23 protein-coding genes and 1 pseudogene are annotated in these 24,395 nt (G+C 62.9%); 13 read left to right on the top strand and 11 right to left on the bottom strand.

All coding sequences use genetic code 11. The features are described from left to right. Positions 1-2: 2 nt before the first annotated feature. Both radA and GM676_RS14265 read left to right on the top strand, forming a co-directional pair. Entirely contained in the window at positions 3-1,379 is a 1,377-nt protein-coding gene (gene radA / locus GM676_RS14260) for a DNA repair protein RadA (RefSeq protein WP_155464312.1), read from the top strand. Between the two features lie 62 nt (positions 1,380-1,441). After that, positions 1,442-1,762, top strand: coding sequence for a PilZ domain-containing protein (locus tag GM676_RS14265; protein ID WP_371866231.1), 321 nt, complete (start codon positions 1,442-1,444; stop codon positions 1,760-1,762). Here GM676_RS14265 and GM676_RS14270 read toward each other — a convergent pair. Further along, positions 1,743-3,089: a citrate synthase family protein gene (locus tag GM676_RS14270; protein WP_155464313.1), complete on the bottom strand. Its 1,347-nt coding sequence runs from the start codon at positions 3,087-3,089 to the stop codon at positions 1,743-1,745. The genes GM676_RS14265 and GM676_RS14270 overlap by 20 nt on opposite strands. Positions 3,090-3,182: 93 nt before the next feature. Here GM676_RS14270 and GM676_RS14275 point away from each other — a divergent pair. From GM676_RS14275 to GM676_RS14285, 3 genes and pseudogenes are all read left to right on the top strand, one after another. Next, positions 3,183-4,551: pseudogene (locus GM676_RS14275) on the top strand (CoA transferase). Positions 4,552-4,632: 81 nt separating this feature from the next. Beyond that, on the top strand, positions 4,633-6,018 hold the full coding sequence (gene fliD, locus GM676_RS14280) for a flagellar filament capping protein FliD (RefSeq protein ID WP_155464314.1): 1,386 nt from the start codon (positions 4,633-4,635) through the stop codon (positions 6,016-6,018). Positions 6,019-6,110: 92 nt separating this feature from the next. Further along, positions 6,111-7,217: a polyamine ABC transporter substrate-binding protein gene (locus GM676_RS14285; RefSeq protein WP_155464315.1), complete on the top strand. Its 1,107-nt coding sequence runs from the start codon at positions 6,111-6,113 to the stop codon at positions 7,215-7,217. Between the two features lie 267 nt (positions 7,218-7,484). Here the strand turns inward: GM676_RS14285 and GM676_RS14290 are convergent, their stop codons facing one another. Both GM676_RS14290 and ppk1 read right to left on the bottom strand, forming a co-directional pair. Further along, positions 7,485-7,952, bottom strand: a complete 468-nt coding sequence (locus GM676_RS14290; protein WP_155464316.1) for a SixA phosphatase family protein — start codon at positions 7,950-7,952, stop codon at positions 7,485-7,487. A 2-nt stretch (positions 7,953-7,954) separates the two neighbouring features. Beyond that, positions 7,955-10,051, bottom strand: a complete 2,097-nt coding sequence (gene ppk1 / locus GM676_RS14295) for a polyphosphate kinase 1 (RefSeq protein WP_155464317.1) — start codon at positions 10,049-10,051, stop codon at positions 7,955-7,957. A gap of 279 nt (positions 10,052-10,330) precedes the next feature. On the opposite strand from ppk1, the gene pstS reads away from it, so the two are divergent. From pstS to phoR, 7 genes are all read left to right on the top strand, one after another. Next, a complete protein-coding gene (pstS, locus tag GM676_RS14300) occupies positions 10,331-11,377 on the top strand; it encodes a phosphate ABC transporter substrate-binding protein PstS (protein ID WP_155464318.1) in 1,047 nt (348 codons plus the stop codon). A 150-nt stretch (positions 11,378-11,527) separates the two neighbouring features. Then, the gene (gene pstC / locus GM676_RS14305) at positions 11,528-12,526 is read left to right on the top strand and encodes a phosphate ABC transporter permease subunit PstC (RefSeq protein WP_155464319.1); all 999 of its coding nucleotides are present in this window, start codon (positions 11,528-11,530) and stop codon (positions 12,524-12,526) included. Continuing rightward, a complete protein-coding gene (gene pstA / locus GM676_RS14310; RefSeq protein ID WP_155464320.1) occupies positions 12,526-13,398 on the top strand; it encodes a phosphate ABC transporter permease PstA in 873 nt (290 codons plus the stop codon). Before pstC ends, pstA begins: the two co-directional genes overlap by 1 nt. A 22-nt stretch (positions 13,399-13,420) precedes the next feature. After that, complete coding sequence (pstB, locus tag GM676_RS14315; protein ID WP_229262682.1) at positions 13,421-14,224, top strand: phosphate ABC transporter ATP-binding protein PstB; 804 nt, start codon at positions 13,421-13,423, stop codon at positions 14,222-14,224. A gap of 36 nt (positions 14,225-14,260) precedes the next feature. Then, entirely contained in the window at positions 14,261-14,971 is a 711-nt protein-coding gene (phoU, locus tag GM676_RS14320) for a phosphate signaling complex protein PhoU (RefSeq protein WP_155464321.1), read from the top strand. A 10-nt stretch (positions 14,972-14,981) separates the two neighbouring features. Then, positions 14,982-15,674 (top strand): phosphate regulon transcriptional regulator PhoB, encoded by a 693-nt coding sequence (gene phoB / locus GM676_RS14325; protein ID WP_155464322.1) that lies wholly within the window; start codon positions 14,982-14,984, stop codon positions 15,672-15,674. Positions 15,675-15,681: 7 nt separating this feature from the next. Beyond that, positions 15,682-16,995 (top strand): phosphate regulon sensor histidine kinase PhoR, encoded by a 1,314-nt coding sequence (phoR, locus tag GM676_RS14330; protein ID WP_155464323.1) that lies wholly within the window; start codon positions 15,682-15,684, stop codon positions 16,993-16,995. Between the two features lie 4 nt (positions 16,996-16,999). Here phoR and GM676_RS14335 read toward each other — a convergent pair whose 3' ends face one another. Together GM676_RS14335 and GM676_RS14340 are read right to left on the bottom strand one after the other, a co-directional pair. Continuing rightward, positions 17,000-17,350, bottom strand: coding sequence for a hypothetical protein (locus tag GM676_RS14335; protein ID WP_155464324.1), 351 nt, complete (start codon positions 17,348-17,350; stop codon positions 17,000-17,002). A 74-nt stretch (positions 17,351-17,424) separates the two neighbouring features. Next, on the bottom strand, positions 17,425-18,192 hold the full coding sequence (locus GM676_RS14340) for a PilZ domain-containing protein (protein ID WP_229262683.1): 768 nt from the start codon (positions 18,190-18,192) through the stop codon (positions 17,425-17,427). 175 nt (positions 18,193-18,367) lie between these two features. Here GM676_RS14340 and GM676_RS14345 point away from each other — a divergent pair, with 175 nt between their 5' ends. Then, complete coding sequence (locus GM676_RS14345) at positions 18,368-19,252, top strand: CE1 family esterase (RefSeq protein ID WP_170304297.1); 885 nt, start codon at positions 18,368-18,370, stop codon at positions 19,250-19,252. Here the strand turns inward: GM676_RS14345 and GM676_RS14350 are convergent. The 6 genes from GM676_RS14350 to GM676_RS14375 form a co-directional block, all read right to left on the bottom strand. Continuing rightward, positions 19,236-19,565: a hypothetical protein gene (locus GM676_RS14350; protein ID WP_155464326.1), complete on the bottom strand. Its 330-nt coding sequence runs from the start codon at positions 19,563-19,565 to the stop codon at positions 19,236-19,238. The two genes, GM676_RS14345 and GM676_RS14350, sit on opposite strands and share 17 nt — an antisense overlap. Then, positions 19,562-20,020, bottom strand: coding sequence for a hypothetical protein (locus GM676_RS14355; RefSeq protein WP_155464327.1), 459 nt, complete (start codon positions 20,018-20,020; stop codon positions 19,562-19,564). The genes GM676_RS14350 and GM676_RS14355 overlap by 4 nt, the downstream gene beginning before the upstream one ends. A 95-nt stretch (positions 20,021-20,115) precedes the next feature. After that, positions 20,116-20,361: an acylphosphatase gene (locus GM676_RS14360; RefSeq protein ID WP_229262684.1), complete on the bottom strand. Its 246-nt coding sequence runs from the start codon at positions 20,359-20,361 to the stop codon at positions 20,116-20,118. A gap of 50 nt (positions 20,362-20,411) precedes the next feature. After that, the gene (aroQ, locus tag GM676_RS32950) at positions 20,412-21,623 is read right to left on the bottom strand and encodes a gamma subclass chorismate mutase AroQ (RefSeq protein WP_155464329.1); all 1,212 of its coding nucleotides are present in this window, start codon (positions 21,621-21,623) and stop codon (positions 20,412-20,414) included. Beyond that, positions 21,620-23,506, bottom strand: a complete 1,887-nt coding sequence (locus GM676_RS14370) for an AI-2E family transporter (protein ID WP_371866233.1) — start codon at positions 23,504-23,506, stop codon at positions 21,620-21,622. Before GM676_RS14370 ends, aroQ begins: the two co-directional genes overlap by 4 nt. Continuing rightward, a complete protein-coding gene (locus GM676_RS14375; protein WP_155464330.1) occupies positions 23,499-24,371 on the bottom strand; it encodes a CPBP family intramembrane glutamic endopeptidase in 873 nt (290 codons plus the stop codon). The genes GM676_RS14370 and GM676_RS14375 overlap by 8 nt, the downstream gene beginning before the upstream one ends. Positions 24,372-24,395: the final 24 nt, after the last annotated feature.

Genomic DNA, 24,395 nt, shown 5'->3' on the forward strand with positions numbered 1-24,395 from the left:
CCATGGCAAAGGCGAAAACCAATTACACCTGTAGCGAGTGCGGCGCCACCGCCACCAAGTGGACCGGCCAGTGCTCGTCCTGCCAGCAGTGGAACACCATGGTGGAAACCGTGATCGAGGCGGGCGGTAACAACCGCTACTCGCAGCCAGCTCACCTGTCGCTGGCGCAGACGGCGCCGGTGCTGTCGCTGAACGATATCGATGCGATTGACATACCGCGCTTCGGCACCGGCATCGAGGAGTTCGACCGCGTGCTGGGCGGCGGCCTGGTGGGCGGCGGCGTGGTGCTGATCGGCGGCGATCCCGGCATCGGCAAATCGACCCTGCTGTTGCAGGCGCTGGCCAATATCTCGCATTTGAAAAAAGTGCTGTACGTGTCCGGCGAGGAGTCCGGCGCGCAGATCGCCTTGCGCGCCAAGCGCCTGAACATCGATGCCCGCGAGCTGAAATTGCAGGCTGAAATCCAGCTGGAGAAAATCCTCGGCACGCTGGCCGATCTCAAGCCGGAAGTGGCGGTGATCGACTCGATCCAGACCCTGTATTCGGATGCTTTGAGTTCCGCGCCCGGCTCGGTGGCGCAGGTGCGCGAGTGCGCGGCGCAACTGACCCGCGCCGCCAAGCAAACCGGCGTGACGATTATTCTGGTCGGCCATGTCACCAAGGAGGGCGCGCTGGCCGGTCCGCGCGTGCTGGAGCACATCGTCGACACCGTGCTGTATTTCGAAGGCGACAACCATTCCAGCTTCCGCCTGGTGCGCGCGATCAAGAACCGTTTCGGCGCGGTCAACGAGCTGGGCGTGTTTGCCATGACCGAGAAGGGTTTGAAGGGCGTGTCCAATCCGTCAGCCTTGTTCCTGTCGCAGCATGACAATCAAGTGCCCGGCTCCTGCGTGATGGTGACGCAGGAAGGCACGCGGCCGCTGCTGGTGGAAATCCAGGCGCTGGTGGACGCCAGCCATCAGCCCAACGCCCGCCGCCTGTCGGTCGGCCTGGAGCAGAATCGCCTGGCCATGCTGCTGGCGGTGCTGCATCGGCATGCGGGGATCGCGGCGTTCGATCAGGACGTGTTCATCAACGCCGTGGGCGGAGTGAAAATCACCGAGCCGGCGGCCGACCTGGCGGTGCTGCTGGCGATTAATTCCTCGATGCGCAACAAGCCGCTGCCGCGTGGTTTCGTGGTGTTTGGCGAGGTCGGCCTGGCGGGCGAGATCCGGCCGGCCCCACGTGGACAGGAGCGGCTGCGCGAGGCCGCCAAGCTGGGCTTTTCGATTGCCATGATCCCCACCGCCAACGCGCCCAAGCAGCCGATCGAGGGCATGACGATTATCGGTGTTGATCGAATCGATGACGCCTTCAATAAGCTGCGCGAAATCCAATAACGCTGTATTGTTATGTGCTGTAATCGTTAATAGTGCAAATTGCGTAACTAAGAGGTAAGCAAGTGTTAGTTGATCAAAGGTCAGGCGCGCGTAAGATCGTGCGTTCCAAGGTGGTGGTGGTGATGGATGGCATGCAGCCCAAGCAGGGGCGCACGCTGGATATCAGCGCGAGCGGGGTGTCGATCACGTTCGATCACAAGCTGACGACGGGTGATATCGGCATGGTGTCGTTTGAGTTGTTTGTCGAGGGCAAGGCGCAGGTCCTGAGTTGCCAGTCCCGGGTGAATTACTGCATTTTCAGCGGAGATCATTTCAAGATCGGATTCCAGTTCATGAATCCCGACCTGGCCACCATGGCCACCATCAATAAATTCCTGCGTTGATGATGTCGGCCGGCCCGGTGTAGCGGGCGCGCGGCCGGATCAGGCGCCCGGCTTGTACCTGCTCCAGGGCATGGGCCAGCCAGCCGACGCAGCGACCTACAGCAAACAAGACAAACGGCGCCTCCTGCGGCAGGCCGCAGTGCGCGGTCAGCATCGATAGTGCGTAGTCGATATTCGGCAGTTCCCCGGCTTGCTGTTCGGCGGCGACTGCCAGGGCTTCATATGGTTGCATTTTCGGCAGCTGCCGCAGCAGCGCCTTGGCGCGCGGGTCGCCGTCGCTGTAGAGCGGGTGGCCGAAGGCGGGTAGTGGCCGTCCACTGGCCAGCCAGGCGCGCACGGCGTCGTCGGCATTGCCGGCTTGGGCTTGGGCGATCAACTGGGCGAATTCCTTGGCTGCCCCGCCGTGCAGCGGGCCGGTGAGCGTGGTGAAGCCGGCCAGCACCCCCGCCGCCAGCGAGGCGCCGGTTGAAATGGCGACGCGGGTGGCGAAGGTGGACGCGTTCAGTTCATGATCGGCCATCAGCACGAGGGCGCGACGGATCAGGTCTTCATGTTGCCCGGCGCGCCAGCTGCTGGCGAGGCGGTGGCTGATGAGCGCATCGGCCGCGTCGGCGCCAAGGCCGTCGCTGGCCGCCGCATCGACTTGCGAGCCCGGCATGCTGGCCGCCTCGTTGCGAAGGCCGTCGCCGGTCATGGCGTCGACCAGCGAGGCCAGCACCGTGGCCGCTTCGGCGCGCAGCTCGGACAACGGACGGCCCAGCGATGGTGCATCGACAGCGCTGCGGCGGGCGAGGACGAGCAGGCCGGCGGCCAGCGCACTTTCCTGCGCGCCATCGTCGCCTGCAGCCGTGCGCCCGTCTGCCGGGGGCTCGGCGGTGTGACGCGTGGTGCCCACGCTCAGCGGGGACCACGCCTGCCGACGGCCGGACGGCCGCAAGGCGTGGTGGGCGCAGGCCGGCCAAAGGGCGGCGGCTTCGGCCGCGTCGCACTGCCACAGCAGGGCGGCGGTGTGTTCGAGGCTGGCGGTGTCGGCCAGTTTGGTGGCGTCATGGCCACGGTAGAGCAGCTTGCCGTTGGCGGCGGTGGAGATGGCGGAGGCCAGCACCGGATCGCCATACTGCATCGCCTCGCTGGAGACGATTTCCACCTTGCGCCGGCCGTTGGCGCGGCGCGCCATGCGCAGCACGTCGTCACGATGGTACAGGCTGCGGCGTGTATCGTCGTCATCCGGCCTGGCGCGGATCTTTCCCCGGCTGACGTTGGCGTACAGCGTTTGCGGGCGCACGTTCAGCAATTCCAGGGCTTCGGCAGCGGTCAGCCAGACCATATCCACTTCCTATGTTGACACATCAAATCAAGATTGACGCTCACGGACTGGCAGTCCTAAGCTGCGCTCAAGGATAACTTATCGGGAGCCGCCATGTCTCATCATCTGCTGAACGCCGTTGGGTCGGCGCTGGATTTGCCCGCTGCGGCGCTGGATGCCGTGGAGCTGCTGGGCGAAGGTGAGCTGCCATCGTCCTTTGCCGTCACCGACTTGGCCGCTGCGTCGGTCGGCGCGGCAGCGCTGGCGGTGCGGCAGTTGGTGGTGGCGCAGGGCAGTGCACCGGCCCGCGTGCAGATCGACCGCCGGTTGGCGTCGATGTGGTTCAGCTGGTCGTTCCATCCGCTTGGCTGGGAGCGGCCACCGCTGTGGGACGCCGTCGCCGGCGACTACGCCACTGCGGATGGCTGGGTACGCCTGCACACCAACGCGCCGCATCACCGCGACGCCGCGCTGTCAGTACTCGGCTGCGCACCGGAGCGTGCGGCGGTGGCCCAGGCCGTGGCCGCCTGGCGCGGGCTGGAACTGGAAGAGGCCGTGGTGGCGCAGGGCGGCTGCGCGGCCGTCATGCGTTCGATGGCGGAATGGCGCGCTCACCCGCAAGGCCAGGCCGTCGCCGGCGAACCGCTGATCGCCTTTGCCGATGCCAGCCGCGCCGCACCGCGCCCATGGGCATGGACCAGCGAGCGGCCGTTGGCCGGACTCAAAGTGCTGGACCTGACGCGCGTGCTGGCCGGCCCGGTGGCGACCCGCTTCCTGGCGGGCTACGGCGCTCAGGTTCTGCGCATCGATCCGCCGCACTGGAACGAGCCCGGCGCCATTCCCGAAGTCACGCTCGGCAAACGCTGCGCGCGGCTCGATCTGATACGGCCCGAAGATCGCGCCATCTTCGAACAGCTGCTGGCGCGGGCCGATGTGCTGGTGCATGGCTACCGGCCGGCCGCGCTGGAAAGGCTGGGCTATGGCGAAGCAATCCGCCGCCAAATCAACCCTTCGCTGATCGACGTCGCACTGAATGCCTACGGTTGGAGCGGCCCGCTGAACGGCCGTCGTGGCTTCGACAGCCTGGTGCAAATGAGCAGCGGCATCGCGCACCACGGCATGCGGCAGCAGGGCGCCGGCAAACCCACGCCGCTGCCGGTGCAGGCGCTGGACCATGCCACCGGCTACCTGATGGCCGCCGCCGTGGTGCGTGCACTGATCGCCCGCCTGAACGAAGGCCGCATCTTGCAAGCGCGTCTTTCGCTGGCCCGCACCGCCAAACTGCTGACCGATGCGCCAGCGCCCCGCCGGTCAAACGCCGCTCGCCCCTATGCGCGAAGACGACTTCTCGCCGCAGCTGGAGCAAACCGAATGGGGACCCGCACGCCGCTACCGCCCTCCCGTCGTCATCGAAGGCACGCCGATGCGCTGGACCCTGCCTGCCTCCAGCCTCGGCAGCGCGGACGCCCGCTGGCGGGATTAAGGGGCAAATCCAGCGTTGTTCGCCGCTTTGGTGCAAGCATCCATGTTGCATACTAAGTAACCACCAAGGCGGAATGAAATCATGGCTACCTCCAGTATCAACTCGACCAACAGCTCGACCAGCTCGCAGGTCTCGACGGACGTCTACAACCGCGTCCAGCAAACCATGGCGTCGCAGACCAGCGCCGCCGCCAAGCTCAATGCGTCCATCACCAAAGATCAGACCAAGCTGTCCGCGCTCGGGCAGTTGCAAAGCGCCCTGGCCAGTTTCCAGCAGATCGCCGCCGGCCTGACCGGCAACGGCCTCAGCACCAGCGCCGCCAGTTCGGCCAAGACCATGCTGACCGCCTCGTCGACCGGCACGGCCAAGGCCGGTACCTACGCCATCGACGTCAAGCAACTGGCGCAGGGCCAGTTCCTGACCAGCGACGAGTTCGATTCCGCGACCACGAAAATCGGCGCCGGCGCCACCACCACCGTCAAGATCGACTTCGGCGCGGCCGGCGGCGGGAAGGGCTTCGTCAACGCCGCCGTCGCCAGCAAGACCATCACCATCGATAGCAGCAATAACACGCTGGATGGGATCGCCGCCGCGTTCAAGGCGGCCGGCGTGGACGTCAAGGTGGTGAAGGGCGACGACGGCCAGTATTCGCTGTCGATCGCCGGCCAGCCGGGCGCGGCCAATAGCATGCGCATCAGCGTCAGCGGCGACGCCGCGCTGAAAAACCTGTTGGCATTCGACCCGGACGGCGCTCAAAAACTCAAGCAGACCAGCGCCGCCATGGACGCCATCCTCACGGTCGACGGCAAGGAAATCAAGAGCGCCAGCAACACCATCAAGGACACGGCCATCGCCGGCGCCACGCTGAACCTGACGGCGACAGGCAAGAGCGACGTCACCATCGCCGCCGGCGCCGGCCAGATCGGCGACAACCTGAAAGCCCTGGTCAGCGCCTACAACGACCTCAACGCCAAGCTGCTCAAGCTGCAAAAAGGCGATCTCAAGTCGGACACCGCGCTGAATCAGGCCATCAGCCAGATGAGCATGCTGCTGAAAACCGGCGGCGGTTCCGTTTCGGTCACCAAGCTGGCTGCGGCGGGCCTCAGCCAGGACAAGGATGGCAATCTGGTGCTGGACGATAAAAAGCTGCAAGCCGCGCTGGCCGCCGATTCCTCGGCCGTGTCCAGGCTGTTCACCAGCGACGACAAGCGCGGCATTGCCGACTTGCTATCGTCCAAAGCTGCGTCGCTGACTTCGACCAACAGCGTGCTGACCAAGGAAACCACCCTGACCAGCAACGAAATCACCAGCCTGAACGGCAAAAAAGCCACCATGACCAAGGCCCTGACCGCCCAGGCCAACGCCCTGGCCGCACTGTACACCGCCCAGGCCCAGACCGGCGCCGGCAGCGCACTGACCGCCGGCACCGGCAAGGGCACCGGCACCCTGTTTGACATGCTGGGCTGATTTGGGTTCGGAATTCTAAGGAACTCCTTGCATCCGGGCGGTGGATGCCGGATCATCACGGCTTGTGTGATGAATCCCATTTTGGAGGTGCTATGGCAGGGAAGTTCGTTGGTGCGGTGCTGGTCGCTAGCTTGATGGCGGGCGCGGTCCAGGTAGCTGGTGCGCAAGAGGAAAAGGTTCTCAATATTTATAACTGGTCGGACTATATCGCCGAAGACACGGTTAAAAACTTTGAGAAGGAAACCGGCATCAAGGTCCGTTATGACCTTTTCGATAACAACGAAATCCTCAACTCCAAGCTGGTGGCCGGCAAATCCGGCTACGACATCGTGGTGCCGACCGCCCAATGGGCGCGTCTGCAAATCGATGGCAAGCTGCTGCGCAAGCTGGACAAGTCCAAGCTGCCCAACCTGAAGAACCTCGATCCGGCCATCCAGGCCAAGCTGGCCAATATCGATCCGGGCAATGACTATCTGGTCGACTGGCTGTGGGGCTATACCACGGTCGGCATCAACGTCAACAAGGTGAAGGCCGCGCTGGGCGGCATGCCGATGCCGGACAATGCCTGGGAGCTGATCTTCAATCCGAAGTACGCGTCCAAGCTGAAATCGTGCGGCGTGTCCTTCCTCGATTCGCCGTCGGAAGTGCTGCCGGCCGCGCTGATGTACGCCGGCAAGCCAGCCTATTCGAAGAACGCCGCCGACTACGCCGAGGCCGGCAAGGTGCTGCAAGCGATCCGTCCTTACGTGACCCTGTTCAGCTCGTCGGGCTACATCAATGACATGGCCAATGGCGCGGTATGCGTGGCGCTGGGCTGGTCGGGCGACATCAACATCGCCCGTCAGCGCGCCATCGATGCCAAGAACGGCAACGTGATTGAAGTGCTGGTGCCGAAGACCTCGGCCGCGCTGGTGTTCGACACCATGGCCATCCCGGCCGACGCGCCGCATCCGAACAACGCGCACCTGTGGATCAACTATATCATGCGTCCGGAAGTGCACGCCAGCCTGACCAACAAGGTGTTCTACGCCAACCCGAATGCGGCCAGCGTCAAGTTCGTGCGTAAGGATATCGCTAACAACAAGACCGTGTTCCTGTCGGACGACGACAAGAAGCGCATGGCGGCGCCGGAAGCCGTGCCGGCGGATATCCGCCGTAACATCACCCGCATCTACACCAAGTTTAAAACCGGCGTTTGATCGGGCACTGTAAACGTTGAACGGCGCGAGAGGCGATGTCCTTGTAAGGCCACGCCGCTGGCGCCGTAGGCTTCCATGAAGCTATATGCTATTCGTGATAGCGATCGATAAGCTTGTGTTTACTGCCGCGCATTTCCTGTACCAGTTCGTAGACTACCAGGGCGATCATGCCCCCGAACATCCCCATGGTGAGCAAGGTGAACATCATGATGGCCTCCCTCATAGTTGATACAATTAAACTTTAGCAGATGCCCTTCGCTTTGCAAGTTATTTAACCACGAGGTCGGCCGCCATGACGGCCTTCAGATACACGCTCATCGGATCGCCCGCATCGCGCTGGGCAAACCACCACGCGCTGGCCTTGCGGATATCCCATTCCAGATCGTCGCCGGTCATCAGCATGGACGCCACCTGGCCCAGCGTGGGCTGATGCCCCACCACCAGCACCGAGTCCTTGTTCCCCGGCCAGTTGGCCGCCTTGAGGACGTCGGCCGGATCGGCGCCCGGCGCCAGGTCGGTGTGGATCTTGAACTTGCGGCCCAGCGCTTCCACCGTTTGCAGCGTGCGCACGGCGGGGCTCGACAAGATCTTGCAGCTATCGGGCAACTGCGAGTTGAGCCACTGGCCCATGCGGCGCGCCTGCTTCTGGCCTTTGCCGGTCAGGGCGCGTTCGAGGTCGGTCATGCCGGGGCCGGCATCCTCGGCCTCCGCGTGTCGCCATAAAATCAGATCCATGCTTACTCTCCCAGGTGGGCGTTGGGCGTGCCCAGCGTGTCCATCAGGTGTTGCTGGGCGCTGAATGCGGCTTGCTTGCCGCGCGCCTTGCGGCGCTGGTAGTGACCGTCGGCCTCCAGTTCCCAGGCGTTCTGGTTGTCCTTCAAATAGGGGTTCAGGCCCTCGGCCATCACCCGGCGTTTCAGCGCCTTGTCCAGAATCGGGAAGGCGACTTCGATGCGGCGGAACAGATTGCGGCTCATCCAGTCGGCGCTGGCCAGATAGGTGTCATGCGCCAGATCGTTGCGGAAGTAGTAGATGCGGCTGTGCTCCAGGAAGCGGCCGATCACCGAGCGCACCTTGATATTTTCCGACAGCCCCGGCACGCCCGGCCTCAGCATGCAGGCGCCGCGCACGATCAGGTCGATCTTCACGCCATCCTTGGACGCCGCGTACAGCGCGCGGATCACCGATTCGTCCACCAGCGCGTTGATTTTAACAATAATCCGCCCCGGTCGTCCGGCCCGCGCGATGCGCGCTTCGTTGCGGATGGCCTTGATGATTTCGTTTTGCAGCGCGAACGGCGCCAGCCACAAGTGGGTGAGGCGGTGCGGCTTGGTTAGCGAGGTCAGGTGGATAAAGACTTCGTTCACTTCCTGCGAGATGCCGGGGTGGCAGGTCAGCAGGCCGAAGTCGGTGTAGAACTTGGTGGTGGTCGGATGATAGTTGCCGGTGCCGAGGTGGGCGTAGTAGCGCAGCTTGTTGTCTTCGCGGCGGATCACCAGCGCCACCTTGGCGTGCGTCTTCAGGCCCACCACGCCATACACCACCTGCGCGCCGGCCTGTTCCAGCTTGTCGGCCCAATTGATATTGGCTTCCTCGTCGAAGCGCGCCTTCAATTCCACGATGACAGTCACTTCCTTGCCGGCCTTGGCGGCGGCGATCAGCGATTCCATCAGGTCCGAGTTCATGCCGGTGCGGTAAATCGTCTGCTTGATCGCCACCACGTTCGGATCGTGGGCGGCGCTGCGGATGAAGTCGATCACCGTCTGGAAGGACTGGTAAGGGTGGTGCAGCAGGATATCGTTTTCACGCAGGGCCGCGAAAATATCCTGGTTGGGCGTTTTCTGCGCGAAGCCGGGGAAGAAGGGCGGGAAGCGCAGCGCCGGGTTGTTGATGTGATCCATCATCTCGGTCAGGCGCACCAGATTCACCGGGCCGTTGACCGCGTACAAGCGGCTTTGATGCAGCCCGAACTGGTCGAGCAGGAACTGCGACAGCTCGGGCGGGCAGTTCTTGGCCACTTCCAGCCGCACCGAGGCGCCGAACTGACGGCCGACCAGCTCGCCCTTCAAGGCCTGGCGCAGGTTCTTGACCTCGTCCTCATCCACCCACAGGTCGCTGTCGCGGGTGACGCGGAACTGCGAATAGCCGATCACTTCGCGGCCGGCAAACAGATCGGAGATGTGGGCGTGGATCACCGAGGACAGCAGGCAGAACGAAACGCCGCCGCTCTTCGACAAGTGATCTGGCAGGCGGATCACGCGCGGCAGCACACGCGGCGCTTTCACGATCGCGATGCCGGTGCCGCGTCCGAAGGCGTCCTTGCCGCCCAATTGGACGATGAAATTGAGGCTCTTGTTAACTACCTGCGGGAACGGGTGGGCCGGATCGAGGCCGATCGGCGTCAGCAGCGGACGCACTTCGGTGTCGAAGTAATCCTTGACCCAGGCGCGCTGCGCCTCATTGCGTTCGTTGTGGCGCACCAAGTGGATGCCGTTGGCGGCCAGCTCGGGCAGGATTTCGTTGTTGAGGATTTCGTATTGATGCGCCACCAGCAGATGGCACTCATTACTGATGCGCGACAGCGTCGCCACCAGGGCGGGGTGGGCCGACAGGGCGCCGTCCGCCGCGCCGGCCGCCAGCAGGCTGGCCACGCGCACTTCAAAGAATTCGTCGAGATTGCTGCTGGCGATGCACAGATAACGCAGCCGCTCCAATAAAGGAATGTTTTTGTCTTCGGCCTGGGCCAGCACCCGGCGGTTGAACATCAATTGCGACAGTTCCCGGTCCAGAAACGCCGAGTTCTTTTTTACTTCCGCATGCAAGTCAGGCTTCATGTCTTTTTGATCACTTTGCAGGTAATTCCATTCTATCCTGTTTGCGGAAGAATGATTGCAACAGTGTAAAGACCAAATATGACAGCTTTGTGACAAAGCCTGTCATAAATGGCGCGCAATTATGACAAGCCGACGTAACATAGCCCGAAAATTCACCTGTTTTCATAGGGAAGGGCCGCGAAAAGGATCTTTTTGAAATATTTTGGCGATGTCATAAAGCTGTCATATTCGCCCGTTAGACTGCGCAGCATCCTAACCTGTCATAACAAAGGACTTGAAATGCGACTGAAACAATTGATCTCTTCCCTGGTGGTTGGCGCAGCGGCTGTGATGGCCTTCTCGTCGGCAGCCCACGCCGCCGATATGACCGGCGCCGGCGCGACCTTCCCATACCCAATCTACGCCAAATGGGCCGAGTCGTACAAAGCCGCTACCGGCAACGGCCTGAACTACCAGTCCGTCGGTTCGGGCGCTGGCATCAAGCAGATCAAAGCCAAGACCGTCGACTTCGGCGCCTCGGACATGCCGCTGTCGGCTTCCGACCTGGACGCGGAAGGTTTGATGCAGTTCCCAGCCATCATGGGTGGCGTTGTGACCGTGGTTAACCTGGATGGCATCACCCCAGGCCAGCTGAAACTGACCGGCCCGGTTGTGGCCGACATCTACCTGGGCAAGATCACCAAGTGGAATGACCCAGCCATCGCCGCCCTGAACCCAGGCGTGAAACTGGCCGCCGAAGACATCACCGTGGTGCACCGCGCCGACGGCTCGGGCACCTCGTTCCTGTTCACCGACTTCCTGTCGAAGACCAGCCCTGAATTCAAGACCAAGATCGGCGCTTCGACCGCTGTGAAATGGATCGTCGGCGTGGGCGGCAAGGGCAACGAAGGCGTGGCCGCCAACGTGCAGCGTATCAAGGGTTCGATCGGCTACGTCGAGTGGGCCTACGCCAAGAAGAACAAAATGTCGCACACCCAGCTGAAAAACAAGGACGGCAACTTCCTGCAACCTGACGACGAGTTCTTCAAAGCCGCCGCCGCCAACGCGGAATGGACCAAGACCCCAGGCTTCGGCGTGGTGCTGACCGACCAGGCTGGCAAAAACTCGTGGCCGATCACCGGCGTGTCCTTCATCCTGATGCACAAGGCACAGGCTGACGCGGCCAAAGGCAAGGAAGTCGTGAAGTTCTTCGACTGGGCCTTCAAGAACGGTGGCGCCGCTGCGACCGAACTGGACTACGTTCCACTGCCGGCATCGGTGGTCAAGCTGGTACAGGATTCCTGGAAAGCCAACCTGAAAGACGCTGCGGGCAAAGCGATCTACTAATCCGGACTGTCCCTTCGCCGCCTCAGTCGCGGCGGCGAGGGGGTTAGCCTGCGGCGCCCAACCGGGCACCGCAGGCTAGCTTACCTCCACCGAGACAAAAATATGAGCGCAGATATCACTTCCACGCCACTATCCAAGCAAGAGCCGGCCATGCAAACCAGCACCGCACCAGTCACCGCCGCGGAGCAAGCTGCGATGCAATCCATGCTCCGCACCATGCGCAAGCAGCGCATTCAGGACTTCTTCTTCCACAAGACCACCATGATCTTCGCGCTGTCGGTGCTGGCGGTGCTGTTGGGGATTATCTTCTCGCTGATGGTCGGCGCCTGGCCGGCCCTCAAGGAATTCGGCCCGGCCTTCATCACCACCGTGGAGTGGGACCCGGTCAACGACCAGTACGGCGCCATGATCGCCATCGTCGGCACGCTGGCCACCTCCGGCATCGCGCTGCTGATCGCCTTCCCGGTGTCGTTCGGCATCGCCCTGTTCCTGACCGAGATTTGCCCGACCGCGCTGCGCCGCCCGCTGGGCACGGCGGTGGAGCTGCTGGCCGGCATCCCGTCCATCATCTACGGCATGTGGGGCCTGTTCGTGTTCGCGCCGCTGTTCGGCGACTACGTGCAGCCGCTGCTGAAGGCCACGCTGGGCCAGTTGCCGCTGATCGGTCAGTTCTTCAGCGGGCCGACCATGGGCATCGGCATCCTGACCGCCGCCCTGATCCTGGCGGTGATGATCATCCCGTTCATCTCCTCGGTGATGCGCGACGTGTTCGAGATCGTGCCGGCGGTGCTGAAAGAATCGGCTTACGGCCTGGGCTGCACCCGCTGGGAAGTGGTGCGCAAGATCGTGCTGCCTTACACCAAGACCGGCGTGGTCGGCGGTGTGATGCTGGGCCTGGGCCGCGCGCTGGGCGAGACCATGGCCGTCACCTTCGTGATCGGCAACGCCAACAAGCTGTCGTGGTCGCTGTTCGCGGCCGGTAACTCGATCGCCTCCACCCTGGCCAATGAATTCGCCGAATCGGATACGCCGCTGCACACCTCGTCGCTGTTCGCGCTGGCCCTGATCCTGTTCGTGATCACCTTTATCGTTCTGTCCGCCGCCAAGCTGATGCTGGCCGGCATGTCTCGCAAGGAAGGCGTCAAATAATGAGCGCAACTCTGGAAAAAGCCGCGATGAACCCGGTGTACCGCAAGCGTCTGCTGACGCACCGCATCGGCATCGCGCTGTCGGTGGCCGCGATGTCGGTCGGCCTGCTGGTGCTGGCCTGGATCCTGCTCACGCTGATCATCAAGGGCTTCGGCGCGCTGAGCATCAATATGTTCACCCAAACCACGCCGGCCCCCGGCAGCGAGGGCGGTGGCCTGATCAACGCCATCTTCGGCAGCATGATGATCGTCGGCCTGTCGACCCTGATCTCGACCCCGATCGGCATCCTGGCCGGCATCTACCTGGCCGAGTACGGCGAAGAAAACAAGATCGCCAACATCACCCGCTTCGTCACCGACATCATGCTGTCGGCGCCGTCGATCGTGATCGGCATGTTCGTGTGGGCCATGTACGTGGCCACCACCAAGCACTACTCGGGCTACGCCGGTTCCATCGCGCTGGCGCTGATCGCCATCCCGGTGGTGGTGCGCACCACCGACAACATGCTGCGTCTGGTGCCGAACAGCCTGCTGGAAGCCGCGTTCGCGCTGGGCGCGCCGCGCTGGAAAGTGGCGATGATGGTGCGTCTGCGCGCCGTCAAAGCCGGCGTCATCACCGGCGTGCTGCTGGCCGTGGCCCGTGTGTCCGGCGAGACCGCGCCGCTGCTGTTCACCGCCCTGAACAACCAGTTCTTCAGCTCCGACATGAACGCGCCGATGGCCAACCTGCCGGTGGTGATCTACGGCTTCGCCATGAGCCCGTACGACAACTGGCGCGAACTGGCGTGGGGTGGCGCACTGCTGGTCACCTTCAGCGTGCTGGCCCTGAACATCATCTCGCGCACCGTGTTTGCCCAAAAAGCCCCGAATTAATCCGATAAAGCGAATCCATACAATGAATACGCAACTGAGCCAAGAAAACGTCGTCGCCATGAACCAAGGCAAACGCAAGACCATTGAAATCTCCGGCCTGAACTTCTTCTACGGTAAAACCCAGAGCCTGCACAACGTCAGCCTGGACATCCACGAGAAGCAGGTGACCGCGTTCATCGGCCCGTCGGGCTGCGGCAAGTCGACCCTGCTGCGCACCCTGAACCGCATGTACGACCTGTACCCAGGCCAGCGCGCCGAAGGTTCGATCATGTACCGCGGCCGCAACATCCTCGAGGGCGGCCAGGACTTGAACATGCTGCGCGCCAAGGTCGGCATGGTGTTCCAGAAGCCGACCCCGTTCCCGATGTCGATCTACGACAACATCGCCTTCGGCGTGCGCCTGTACGAAGACCTGTCGAAGGGCGAGATGGACGAGCGCGTCGAATGGGCGCTGAAAAAAGCCGCCCTGTGGACCGAGGTGAAGGACAAGCTGAGCAAGAGCGGCCTGTCGCTGTCCGGCGGCCAGCAGCAGCGTCTGTGCATCGCCCGTGGCGTGGCCGTCAAGCCTGACGTGCTGCTGCTGGACGAGCCGACCTCGGCGCTGGACCCGATCTCGACCTCCAAAGTGGAAGAACTGATCTCCGAGCTGAAGCAGGATTACACCATCGCCATCGTGACCCACAACATGCAGCAGGCCGCGCGTTGCTCGGACTACACCGCCTATATGTACCTGGGCGAACTGGTGGAATTCGGCGAGACCGACCAGATCTTCATGAATCCGGCCCGCAAGGAAACCCAGGATTACATCACCGGCCGCTTCGGCTGATCCATCTTATAATACTAGCCACAATTGGAGAGCAGCATGATCGGTGAACATTCATCCAAACAGTACGACAACGAGCTGGAAGCCATCCGCAGCAAGGTGCTGCTGATGGGCGGCATCGTCGAGACCCAGTTCCTCGACGCCATGACCTGCTTCCGCATCGGTAACTCCGAGCGCGCCGACCGCGTGATGCGCGAGGACGACTCCGTCAACCAGCTGGAAGTGCAGCTGGACGACCAGTGCAGCCACCTGATCGTGCGCCGCCAGCCGGCCGCCAACGACCTGCGTACCATCATGGCCACCATCAAGGTGATCACCGACCTGGAGCGCATCGGCGACGAAGCCACCAAGATCGCCCGCATCGCCAAGGCGCTGCATGGGCGCGGCGCGGTGACCGTCAACCACTACGAGATGGTGCGCGGCATCGCCAACAACACCTCGGACCTGCTGCACGACGCGCTGGACGCCTTCGCCCGCAACGACGGCAAGCAGGCGCTGCAACTGATCGCCCAGGACGCCGTGATCGACCACGAATTCCGTTCGATCATGCGCAACCTGATCACCTTCATGATGGAAGATCCGCGCACCATCTCGGCCGCGCTGGACACCCTGTGGGTGGCCAAGGCCATCGAGCGCATTGGCGATCACGCCAAGAACATCGCGGAATACGTGATTTATGTGGTGGAAGGCAAAGACATTCGCCACACCAAGTCCCACGCAACCGAAGAACAGCCTGAGCAAGCTGAATAAAATACATTAAATGGCATCTGATAAAACCACCGTACTGATTGTTGAAGACGAACCGGCGATTGTCGAGCTGGTGACGTTTTCGCTGCGCGAGGCGGGCTGGAACTGCTGCAACGTGCAAAGCGCGGGTGAGGCCTGGGATTTCATCCAGACCAAGACCCCGCAGCTGATTTTGCTGGACTGGATGCTGCCGGATTCGACCGGCATCCGCCTGTTGTCGCGCATCCGCTCGGATCGCCAGTTCAACGACATCCCGGTCATCATGCTGACCGCAAAAAGCATGGAGGAAGACAAGCTGGCCGGCCTCAACACCGGCGCCGACGACTACGTCACCAAGCCGTTCTCGCCGCGCGAGCTGCTGGCGCGCGCCAAGGCGCTGCTGCGCCGCAAGGCGCCGGAGCATGCGCAATCGACCATGCGCGCCGCCAACATCATGCTGGACCCGGTCAGTTGCACGGTGTCGATGGACGACCAGAAGATCGACATCGGCCACGCCGAATACAAGCTGCTGAAATTCCTGCTGGCCCATCCGGAACGCGTGTTCTCGCGCAGCCAGCTGCTGGACAAAGTGTGGGGCGATCACGTGGTGATCGAGGAACGGACCGTCGACGTGCACGTGCTGCGCCTGCGCAAGGCGCTGAAGGAGGCCGAGCACCTGATCAAAACCGTGCGTAGTGTAGGCTACATGCTGTCGGAAAAAAACTGAGTTTCACATGAATCCAAAACTGGTGTTCTGGGTGCCTGCCGCGCTGCGCACCGCCGTGATCCTGGCGGCCTGCGCGCTGGGAGGCTGGATGTTCGGCTGGGTCAACGGACTGATCCTGGCGCTGATCGCCATGCTGGCGCTGGTGTTCACGCAACTGTCCTACCTCTACCAGCTGAGCAACTGGATGGACGATCCGCAAAGCGCCAAGCTGCCGGACGGCTGGGGCGAGTGGACCAATATCTTCTCGCGCCTGTACCGCATGCGGCGCGAAGACGAGAAAAACCAGACCGAGCTGACCGAGTGGCTGGCGCGCTTCCGCCAGGCCATGCACCTGCTGCCGGACGGCGTGGCCATCATGGACGACGTGCTGTTCCTGGAGTGGTGCAACCCGGCCGCCGAAAAGCACCTGGGCCTGAGCAACGAGCGCGACAAGGGCATGCGCGTGACCAACCTGGTGCGCAATCCGGACTTCATGGATTACATCATCCTGGGCCGTTACGAGCAGCCGCTGACCATCAGCTTCCGCGAGCGCAAGCTGATCGTGCACATCATCCCGTTCGAGAACCGCCGCCAGATCCTGGTGACGCACGACGCCACCGAGACCGAGCGCATCGAGGAAATGCGGCGCGACTTCATCGCCAACGCCTCGCACGAACTGCGCACGCCGCTGACCGTGATCGTCGGCTTCCTGGAGATCGCCGCGCAAGAGGGGCTGGACGCGGCCACCCGCGCCGCCCACCTGAAGCTGATGACCGAGCAGGGCCACCGCATGCAGCACCTGATCGAGGATATGCTGACCTTGTCGCGGCTGGAGTCGGTGGACTATCCGATGCGGCCCGATCCGGTCGACGTCGGCAAGCTGATGGACCAGCTGCTGCGCGAGGCGCGCGCGCTGTCCTCGGGCAAGCATGAGATCACCATGGAAGTGTCGGGCCCGGATGTGCTGGGATCGTACGAGGAACTGCACAGCGCCTTCGGCAACCTGGCCTCCAACGCGGTGCGCTACACCCCGGCCGGCGGCAAGATCCACCTGGCGTGGAAAGCGTACGATGGCGGCGTCAAGTTCAAGGTGGAGGACACCGGCATCGGCATCAGTCCGGAACACATCTCGCGCCTGACCGAGCGCTTCTACCGCGTCGACAAGAGCCGGTCGCGCGAGACGCAGGGGACCGGGCTGGGCCTGGCCATCGTCAAGCACGTGCTGCTGCGCCACGGCAGCACCTTGCAGATCAAATCTGAAGCGGGCAAAGGCAGCACCTTCATCGTCTGCATTCCGAAGACCGCCATCGTGACGCAGCCAGCCGAACTGCTGCTGGGGTAACGCTTCAGACGTCGTCGCCAAGCGGTTGAAGTTGCGCGAGCACGCCGGGCGTATGCTGTTCGGCGGTGGCGGCGATCTCCTCGACCTGTCCTGGCGCGATCTGTTCGGTCTGCTCGGGGGTAATGTGCGGATGCGTGCCGTCCTCACTGAAACTGCCGATGCTGCCGGCCAGCGCGGTGCGCATCTCGGGGCTGACATTGGCCAGCAAATGATTGAGCAGATCGGCCCGTTGCCCGGGACTGCTGCGCAAGAACAGCTGGCTGATCGTCAGCGTGGACGGCGCCTTTTGCTGTGAGTGAAGCGCGGCCTTGACGCTGGCGGCGTGGTCGGTGTCGCTGGCGAACTGGATAGACATGATAGCTCCTTGTGATCATAACGAGGAGCTTACGATGCTGGCGCTACAGGTCTGTTCGCGGCCTAACGCTGCGGCTAAGGATGGTTGATCTGGTCGATCACATTCTTCACCTTGGCAATCGCCTCCGGCGACAGCTTGGTGAACATACAACCGAGGTGCAGCTGTTCGCCCAGCAGGAAAGAGCGGAACGAACGGCCGAAGCGGATTTCCATTTCCTCGACCTCGATGGTGACCTCGCCCATCTCCAGCACCACATTCTGGAGCTTGCGGCCCTTGATCAAGCCCTTGGCGCGGTTTTTCGAGCAATGCATGCCAATCCCGCCCTCCGAGATATCGTACACCGGCAACTCATGCTCGGTGGTTTCGCTGACCGCGAACAAGGCCATGCAAGTGATGCCGAGCGGTGTCTCGACCCGCTCGGTGCTGCGGCGGTTCAGCACGGTGCAGGTTTCGGGAAACACCATGGGGATGTGCAGCGGCTGGCCGGGCAGCGGCTTCCAGTCCTCGCTGGAGAGGCGGAATTGCAGTTTGGCCGAGCGCAGGGTGCTGACAAAAGTGATCTTGCCGGGGGGCAGGACGGCGCCGTCGTTCAGCTCCATCACAAAATGCGGCAGTTCGGGATCGACCGACAGGATGCGTCCGAAAATCGGTTCACGGCTGCCCGGGGCGTACATGGAAATGGCATCGCCGTGCTCAGCCAGCAGAGTCAGCGCATCACCGATGTCATCTTCGGTGGTCATCTCAAACGAGTTGTCAGCCACCGCCGTGAAGGGGGCGATCGCGTCTTGGGGCCGTGGCGGGCCTTTGCGGATCAGGACGGCGTGTGACTCATGGAGCGTCATAATAATTTTTGTGCCTCAGACGTTGTTTGGGTCCAGTTACAACTACATCATAGTCCAATTTTTCCAAATGGCAACCTATTTTGGATGACGGGAAATGGCCTTTGTCAAGACTGAGTTGCGCCAGCAACAGATGCCGTTGCCAGAAAATCACATCGAGGATAGGATGCCGGACAATATGAACATTCTGCCAACGAGATTAACACTGAATCGCGCGGAAGGGGCGCGCCGTTACCTGATGGCGGCGCCGCCGGCGGCCGGCAAGCGTGGGTTGGTCGTGCTGCTGCACGGGGCGGGCGCCTCGGCGGCGCAAGTGTTGGGGCAGGCGTTTCCGCCGTCGCCCTTGTCCGTGTGGCTGGACATCGCGGCGCGGGAAGGGCTGGTGGTGATCGCGCCGGACGCGGACAAGGGCGGTTGGAGCGATTGCTACGCCTCCGAGGCCCGCGTGGCCAGGAAGGACGACGTCGCCTTCATCGGCGCGCTGATCGACCATGCGATCAGCGCGCACGACGTCGATCCCGGCCGGGTGTACCTGATGGGCGTATCGCGCGGCGGCTGGATGGCTTATGCCGTGGCCACGGAGTTGCCGCACAAGCTGGCGGCCTTCTCCGTCGTACTGGCGGGGATGCCGCTGCCTGGCCGCGGCAAGGAGCCCACAGTGCCGCTGCCGGCGCTGATCTTTGGCTGCACCGCCGATCCGCTGATTTATTACCACGGCGGCAAGCCTTGGTATGCGTTGGGTTTTGCCGAACCGGTGCGCGGCATCGAAGCCAGCGTGCGTGCCTGGCGTGAACTGGCGGGCCTGTCGGATCAGCCAGACGTGAAGAAACTGCCGGTCAGCGACGCCCGCACCAGCGTCACCCGCCACATGTGGGGCGACGCGGCCGATGGCATGCAGGTCGGCCTGTACCGCATCGATGGCGCCGGCCACGCCGAACCCAGCCGCCTGAAACGCTACCCGCGCTTCATCAAGTGGCTGACCGGCCTCCAGAACGCCGACCTCGAAGTCGCCGAAGCCGCTTGGGACTTCTTCCGCGAAAAGCGCACTAAGGATTGCTGTTGACCTTTTCTTGTGGCCCGCAGGTACGCAGATAAGCAACGCCTCGCTCAAAAGTGAAACTGGCTTTGAAACTTCCACTGCTCGTCAGATTGAAGACGTAGACCTTGACTGTCTTTTGTGCGCTGACGCGGGAGCTCACCATTTTGCCCGCAAGATGATGTAAATTTAGCTTTGCCGGCGGATGTTCAAGATCTGCAAGGGCCAATAGTCCGATTGCCAGTTGCGCTTCTTTGACCACCTGCGATGGCAGTTTGCGATAGGATTTTTGGAAATCGGGGTTTTCCAGGTCCAACCGCTCCACAATGAGCGGGCTCATTTTTGTGCTCGTATAGCATCTAGGGCCTGCTCGATTTCATTCTGAGTCGATACGAGAATCGGCGTTCCGCGAGGGTAGCAGCTGGCATCGTGCTCACCGATTTCCCATTGCAGTTGATTTGCTGCGGTGTAGATTTCTTCCAGTGCTAGCCTCAACGAGTTAAAAATCTGCGCCTTGTTTTCCGGGATGCCCAGCAAGAGCTTATGCATAAGACGAATGCCTTCGCGGGCGCGCTCCAGGCCGTCACGTATTTCGAAGCTGGAATCAATGGGGACAGCGCATTCATCGGCTTGTACGAGCGCTTTTCTTCGATTGAGCTCCCGGCACTGTGCCGCAATTTGGGCGGTTGCTTTGCGAAGCTCTTCAATGACGCGCTCGTCCGTGCGCTCTGCGGCGTTGCGCAAAATTTGATCGACTGAGTCGAGCGGCAAATTGAGTGGGATAGCGTGGCTCATGATGGAATACCTCAAGTCAAAGTATGGCGTCGGATATTGACGATGGTCTTCCCTTAACCACATAGTAGCTTGAGATTGCGCAAAGGTGCGCGGCGCTAGAACGTCGGCAGTATTCTGAACGCATCATCGGCCGATGCTGCTACCTCCTCGATGAGGACATGATCGACGCGCGAGGCGGGCGGGCCTTTGTGCACCCAGGCGACGATGCGCTCCAGTGCGGCCGCATCGCCATCCACCTCCGCTTCCACCGACCCGTCGCGCCGATTGCGCACCCAGCCGCGCAAGCCCAGCGCCACCGCCTGCCGCTCAAACGACGCGCGGTAGCCAACGCCTTGGACCAATCCGGTAATCCGCAATCGCTTCGCCATTGGTAACCTCCGGGAGTGGATCTTTATTTTCCTGAAAATGGCGCCAACGCCTGCTTTGCGGCGGAGGGGCTAAGTAACGAGGCCTCCAGCGGTCGCAAGTTCCGGGCCGCGCTTTTTAGTGTGGTTTGATTGTCCGCCATCGAGCGCAGGAGCTGGGCGGTGATGCGGTCCAGCTCGGGGCGAATGGTTTTGGCCAGGTCGGGCGCGTCGTCGAAGTGGCCGGCTCGCTCGTTCTTCCATTTTGCGTACAGCTCGCGCTGGACGGTCTTGGAGGCTTCGATCTGGGCTTTGAAGACGGCTTCCACCAATTCGTCCGGCAGGCCCAGTGCACGGCCTTGCTGCACGGCCGCGGCAATCACTTGCGCTTCGCGCGGCAAGTCTTCGATCGGCGCTTGCACGTTCCATTTGGCACGGGCGACGGCGGGCGCCAGCAGCAGCCGCTGGTCGATGGCTTGCCGCAAAGGCTCCAGCTTCCAGGCGAAGTCGAGCCAGCGTTCCAGGCCTTTTTGTACCTTGCCGTCGGCGATGCGTTGCCCCAGCCATTGATCGACCCAGGCTTTGAAGGCGTCGTCGCGCGGCAGCAGGATGGCTTTCTCGGCGCTGTCGAACGGCTGGTCCGGATGCACCGCGCACAGTTGTGGATGCAGGCGCTGTTGCAAGCGCGTTTCGATGGCGTCGGTCATCATCAAATCGGCCGCGCCGGCGATGATCTGGCCGAAGATGGTGACGTTGTCCGGATAGACGGTCAGCTGCGCACGCGGCGCGTAGCTGCGGGCGAAGCGTTCGTTGGTGCCGCCGGGGTTGACGATCAGCCGCACCCCCGGCTGGTTGATCTGCTCCAGCGTCTGGAAGCGCGCCTCATTGCCGCAGCGGGTGATCGGCGTCTTGCCGTCGCGCAGGTAGCTGATGGAGAACAGCGCCTGTTTTTGCCGCTCGGCCGTCACCGAGATGCCGCTCCATGCGAGGTCGAATTTGCCGGCGTTGAAATCGCTCATCAGCGTCGGCCAGCTGGTCGGCACGATGACCAGCTTCACGCCCAGCGCTTGCGCCAGCTCGCTCGCCAGTTCCACATCGAGTCCGATGAAGTCGGCGGCGCCGGCGCGGTAGCTGAACGGCTTGTAATCGCCGGTGCTGCCCACCCGCAGCTCGCCGCGCGCGTGGATGTCGGCGAGGATGGCCTGGGCCCAGACGGGAGCAGCGGCGCACAGCGCGCCCAGCAGGAGCAGTCGTTTCATAAGGTCACGCGGCCTTTCATGGCCCGCTGGCAGCTATGCAGCGCATCGTCGTACGAACGCGAGACGTGGTCGGCGTTCGGGAAGACGCAGGTTTTCAAGTCCGGGTTTTCAAACGGGCTCGGCAGCAGCAGGGCGAATTGTTTGCAATGCGGCAGGTCGCGGCGCATGCGCTCCAGCGCTTGCGTCATCAGCTCGCAATCCTGCAAGGGATTCACGCTGACCAGGCACACGATGGCCACCAGTTCCGGTGACGCTTCCGGCGGTGCCGGTTTGTCCAGATCCTCAAAGCTCATGCTGCGCGCATCGATTTTCTGCTCACGCAGGATGCGCACCAGAATTTCGGTGGCCAGCTCCGCATAGGCCGAACCCAGCCCGACGCTCAGCACCAGGCTGCCGGCCGGCACGTCGAACGAACCCTGCCATTCGCCGGTATCGGAAATACGCTGATCGCGCAATTGCCGGCCGATGCCGCCGCCCGCCAGCACGCTGCTGCGCTTGCGCTTTTTCCACCACTTCGGATTGCCGCTCAGCGCTTCGATCACGGCGATGATGGAGGAGGTGACTTTTTCCTCTTCGTCCGGCGTGATGGCGCTGTCCTTCAGGTCGAAGTTGGCCAGGTGCAGCGCCGGCAGCAGCACGCCGTCGCAATATTCGGCCAGCGATTTGTGCTGCATGTAGCGCTTGGCGCTGGTGATGATTTCATGCGCGTCGCCCGACAGAGCGCGCTGATAAAAATTCTGCGGCATGGTCAGCGCCGGCAGTTCGCCGAACATGACCTCCAGCACTTTCAAGGCGCGGATATAGCGGCCCGCCACCACCAGGCAGAGGGTCAGCGGCGTCGACAGCACCAGTCCGACCGGTCCCCAGAGCCAGCTCCAGAAGATGGCCGACACCACCACCGACAGCGGCGACAAGCCGGTGGTATGCCCATACAGCTTGGGTTCGATGGTTTGCGCGACGATGATTTCCACCGCCAGGAACAAGCCCAGCGTCATCAGCGCCAGCGACCAGCCCGGATCGACCGCCGCCGCCAGCAGGGTGGCGCAGAACGCCGCCATCCACACGCCGACGTAGGGAATGAAGCGCAGCACGGCGGTCATGGTGCCCCACAACAGCGCCTGGCCCAGACCCAGCAGGCTCAGGCCCAGCCACACCGCCAGCCCGGTGGCGATGTTGACCAAAAACTGCGAGATGAAAAAGCGCGACAGGCGCTCGCCCGCATCGTTGACGGCAATGGTGGTGGCGCGCAAGTCGCCGCCGCCGGCCAGCCGGATGAAGCGGTCGCGCAGCGATTCATGTTCCAGCAGCACAAAGATCAGCACCACGAACACGATGCCCGCCGTCTCCAGCGGCGGCCACACCGACGCCACGACCTTGCCCAGCAGCTGGAACGGTTTCAGCGCCGGCTCGTGGATTTCCACCAGCACCGGCGTCTTCAGGCTGCCGTCGTTTTGCAGCACCGGCTGTGCGGCGCCGCCGCTGTCGCTGGTGAAGTGTTCGATCAGTTGCCCGGCCGGCCCGCCAAGGCTGCCCAGGGTGCCGCGCGTCAGCTCGTCCAGCGTTTCGATCTTGGCGGCGATGGTGTCCTGGTACTTGGGCAGGCTGGCGCCCATCATGCCGACCTGCTGCACGATCACCGCGCCGATCGCCAGCAGTGTCAGCGTCACCACCAGCACGCCGGTGCAGACCGAGGTGGTCTGTCCAAGGCCGAGATGGCGCAAGGCGCGCACAAACGGCGCAATCAGGAAGCTGAAGATAAACGCCAGCGTGATCGGAATCAGCACATCGCGGCCGAAGTAGAGCAGGGCCAGCACCGTGGCGGTGCCGACCAGGCCGGCAACGGCGCCCGGCAGCGTGCGGGAAGCAAGGGAGGAATCAGACACCGTTTAACCTGGCGGGATAAGTAAAACCAATAAAATGCACCGCGTTCAGCGCGATGTGGACCAAGATGGCCGCCTCGATGCGCTGCGTGCGCTGGTATGCCACCGCGTAGCCGAAGCCGGCAATTGCAGCGAGTATGCCATACCGCAGTCCGCCGCCGAGATGCGCCGCGCCAAACAGCAGCGCCGATGCCGCCACCGCCAGCCATGGCCCCCAGTTGAAGCGTCCCAGCGCCGAGGCCAGGCGCGCTTGCAGGAAGCCGCGGAAGAAGGCTTCCTCCGCCACCACCGTGAACAGCAGGTTGACGCCAATAAACAGCGGTGTCTGCGGCGGCAATTTGAGGTCGATGCCGACCACGCCGGCCGCCACGGCAAAGCCCAGCGTGACGGCAATCGTCAGCAGCAGCACCGGCGCCGTCCGGCGCAGCACCTCGCCCAGCTCGGCCCGCGAGCTGACGCGTTGGCTTAGCAGGGCCAGCAGGATCAGCCCGACCACGCCCTTGTCGAAGTTGGCGTACAGCGTGAAGGGCGCGGCGCCGGCCGACAGCACCACGCCGTCCAGCAGCAGCGGATTATGGAAACCGGGCAGTTTGTGCATCGCCAGTTGCAGCGCCAGCACGGCAGTCACCATGCCGCACACCAGCCGTATCCACGCGCGCGGTGCGCGGGCGCAGGCGTAAGCCGCACCGGTCAGCCCCGCCAGCCAGAGGATCGCCCTCGGCTCCAGCACGCCGGCCACCAGTCCCCAGGCCATGGCCATGACCAGCAACAGTGGCCACACCGGCAGGCGGCGCGGCCCGAAAGCCAGTGGCGGGAGCCAGGCCGAAGCGATGGCACATACAAGGAAGAGGTAAGCGAGGAGTGTCATTGCTTTAACGATGAGTTTTCGTCA

This window comes from Duganella radicis (genome assembly GCF_009720825.1).
In the GTDB taxonomy this organism is placed as follows: domain Bacteria; phylum Pseudomonadota; class Gammaproteobacteria; order Burkholderiales; family Burkholderiaceae_D; genus Rugamonas; species Rugamonas radicis.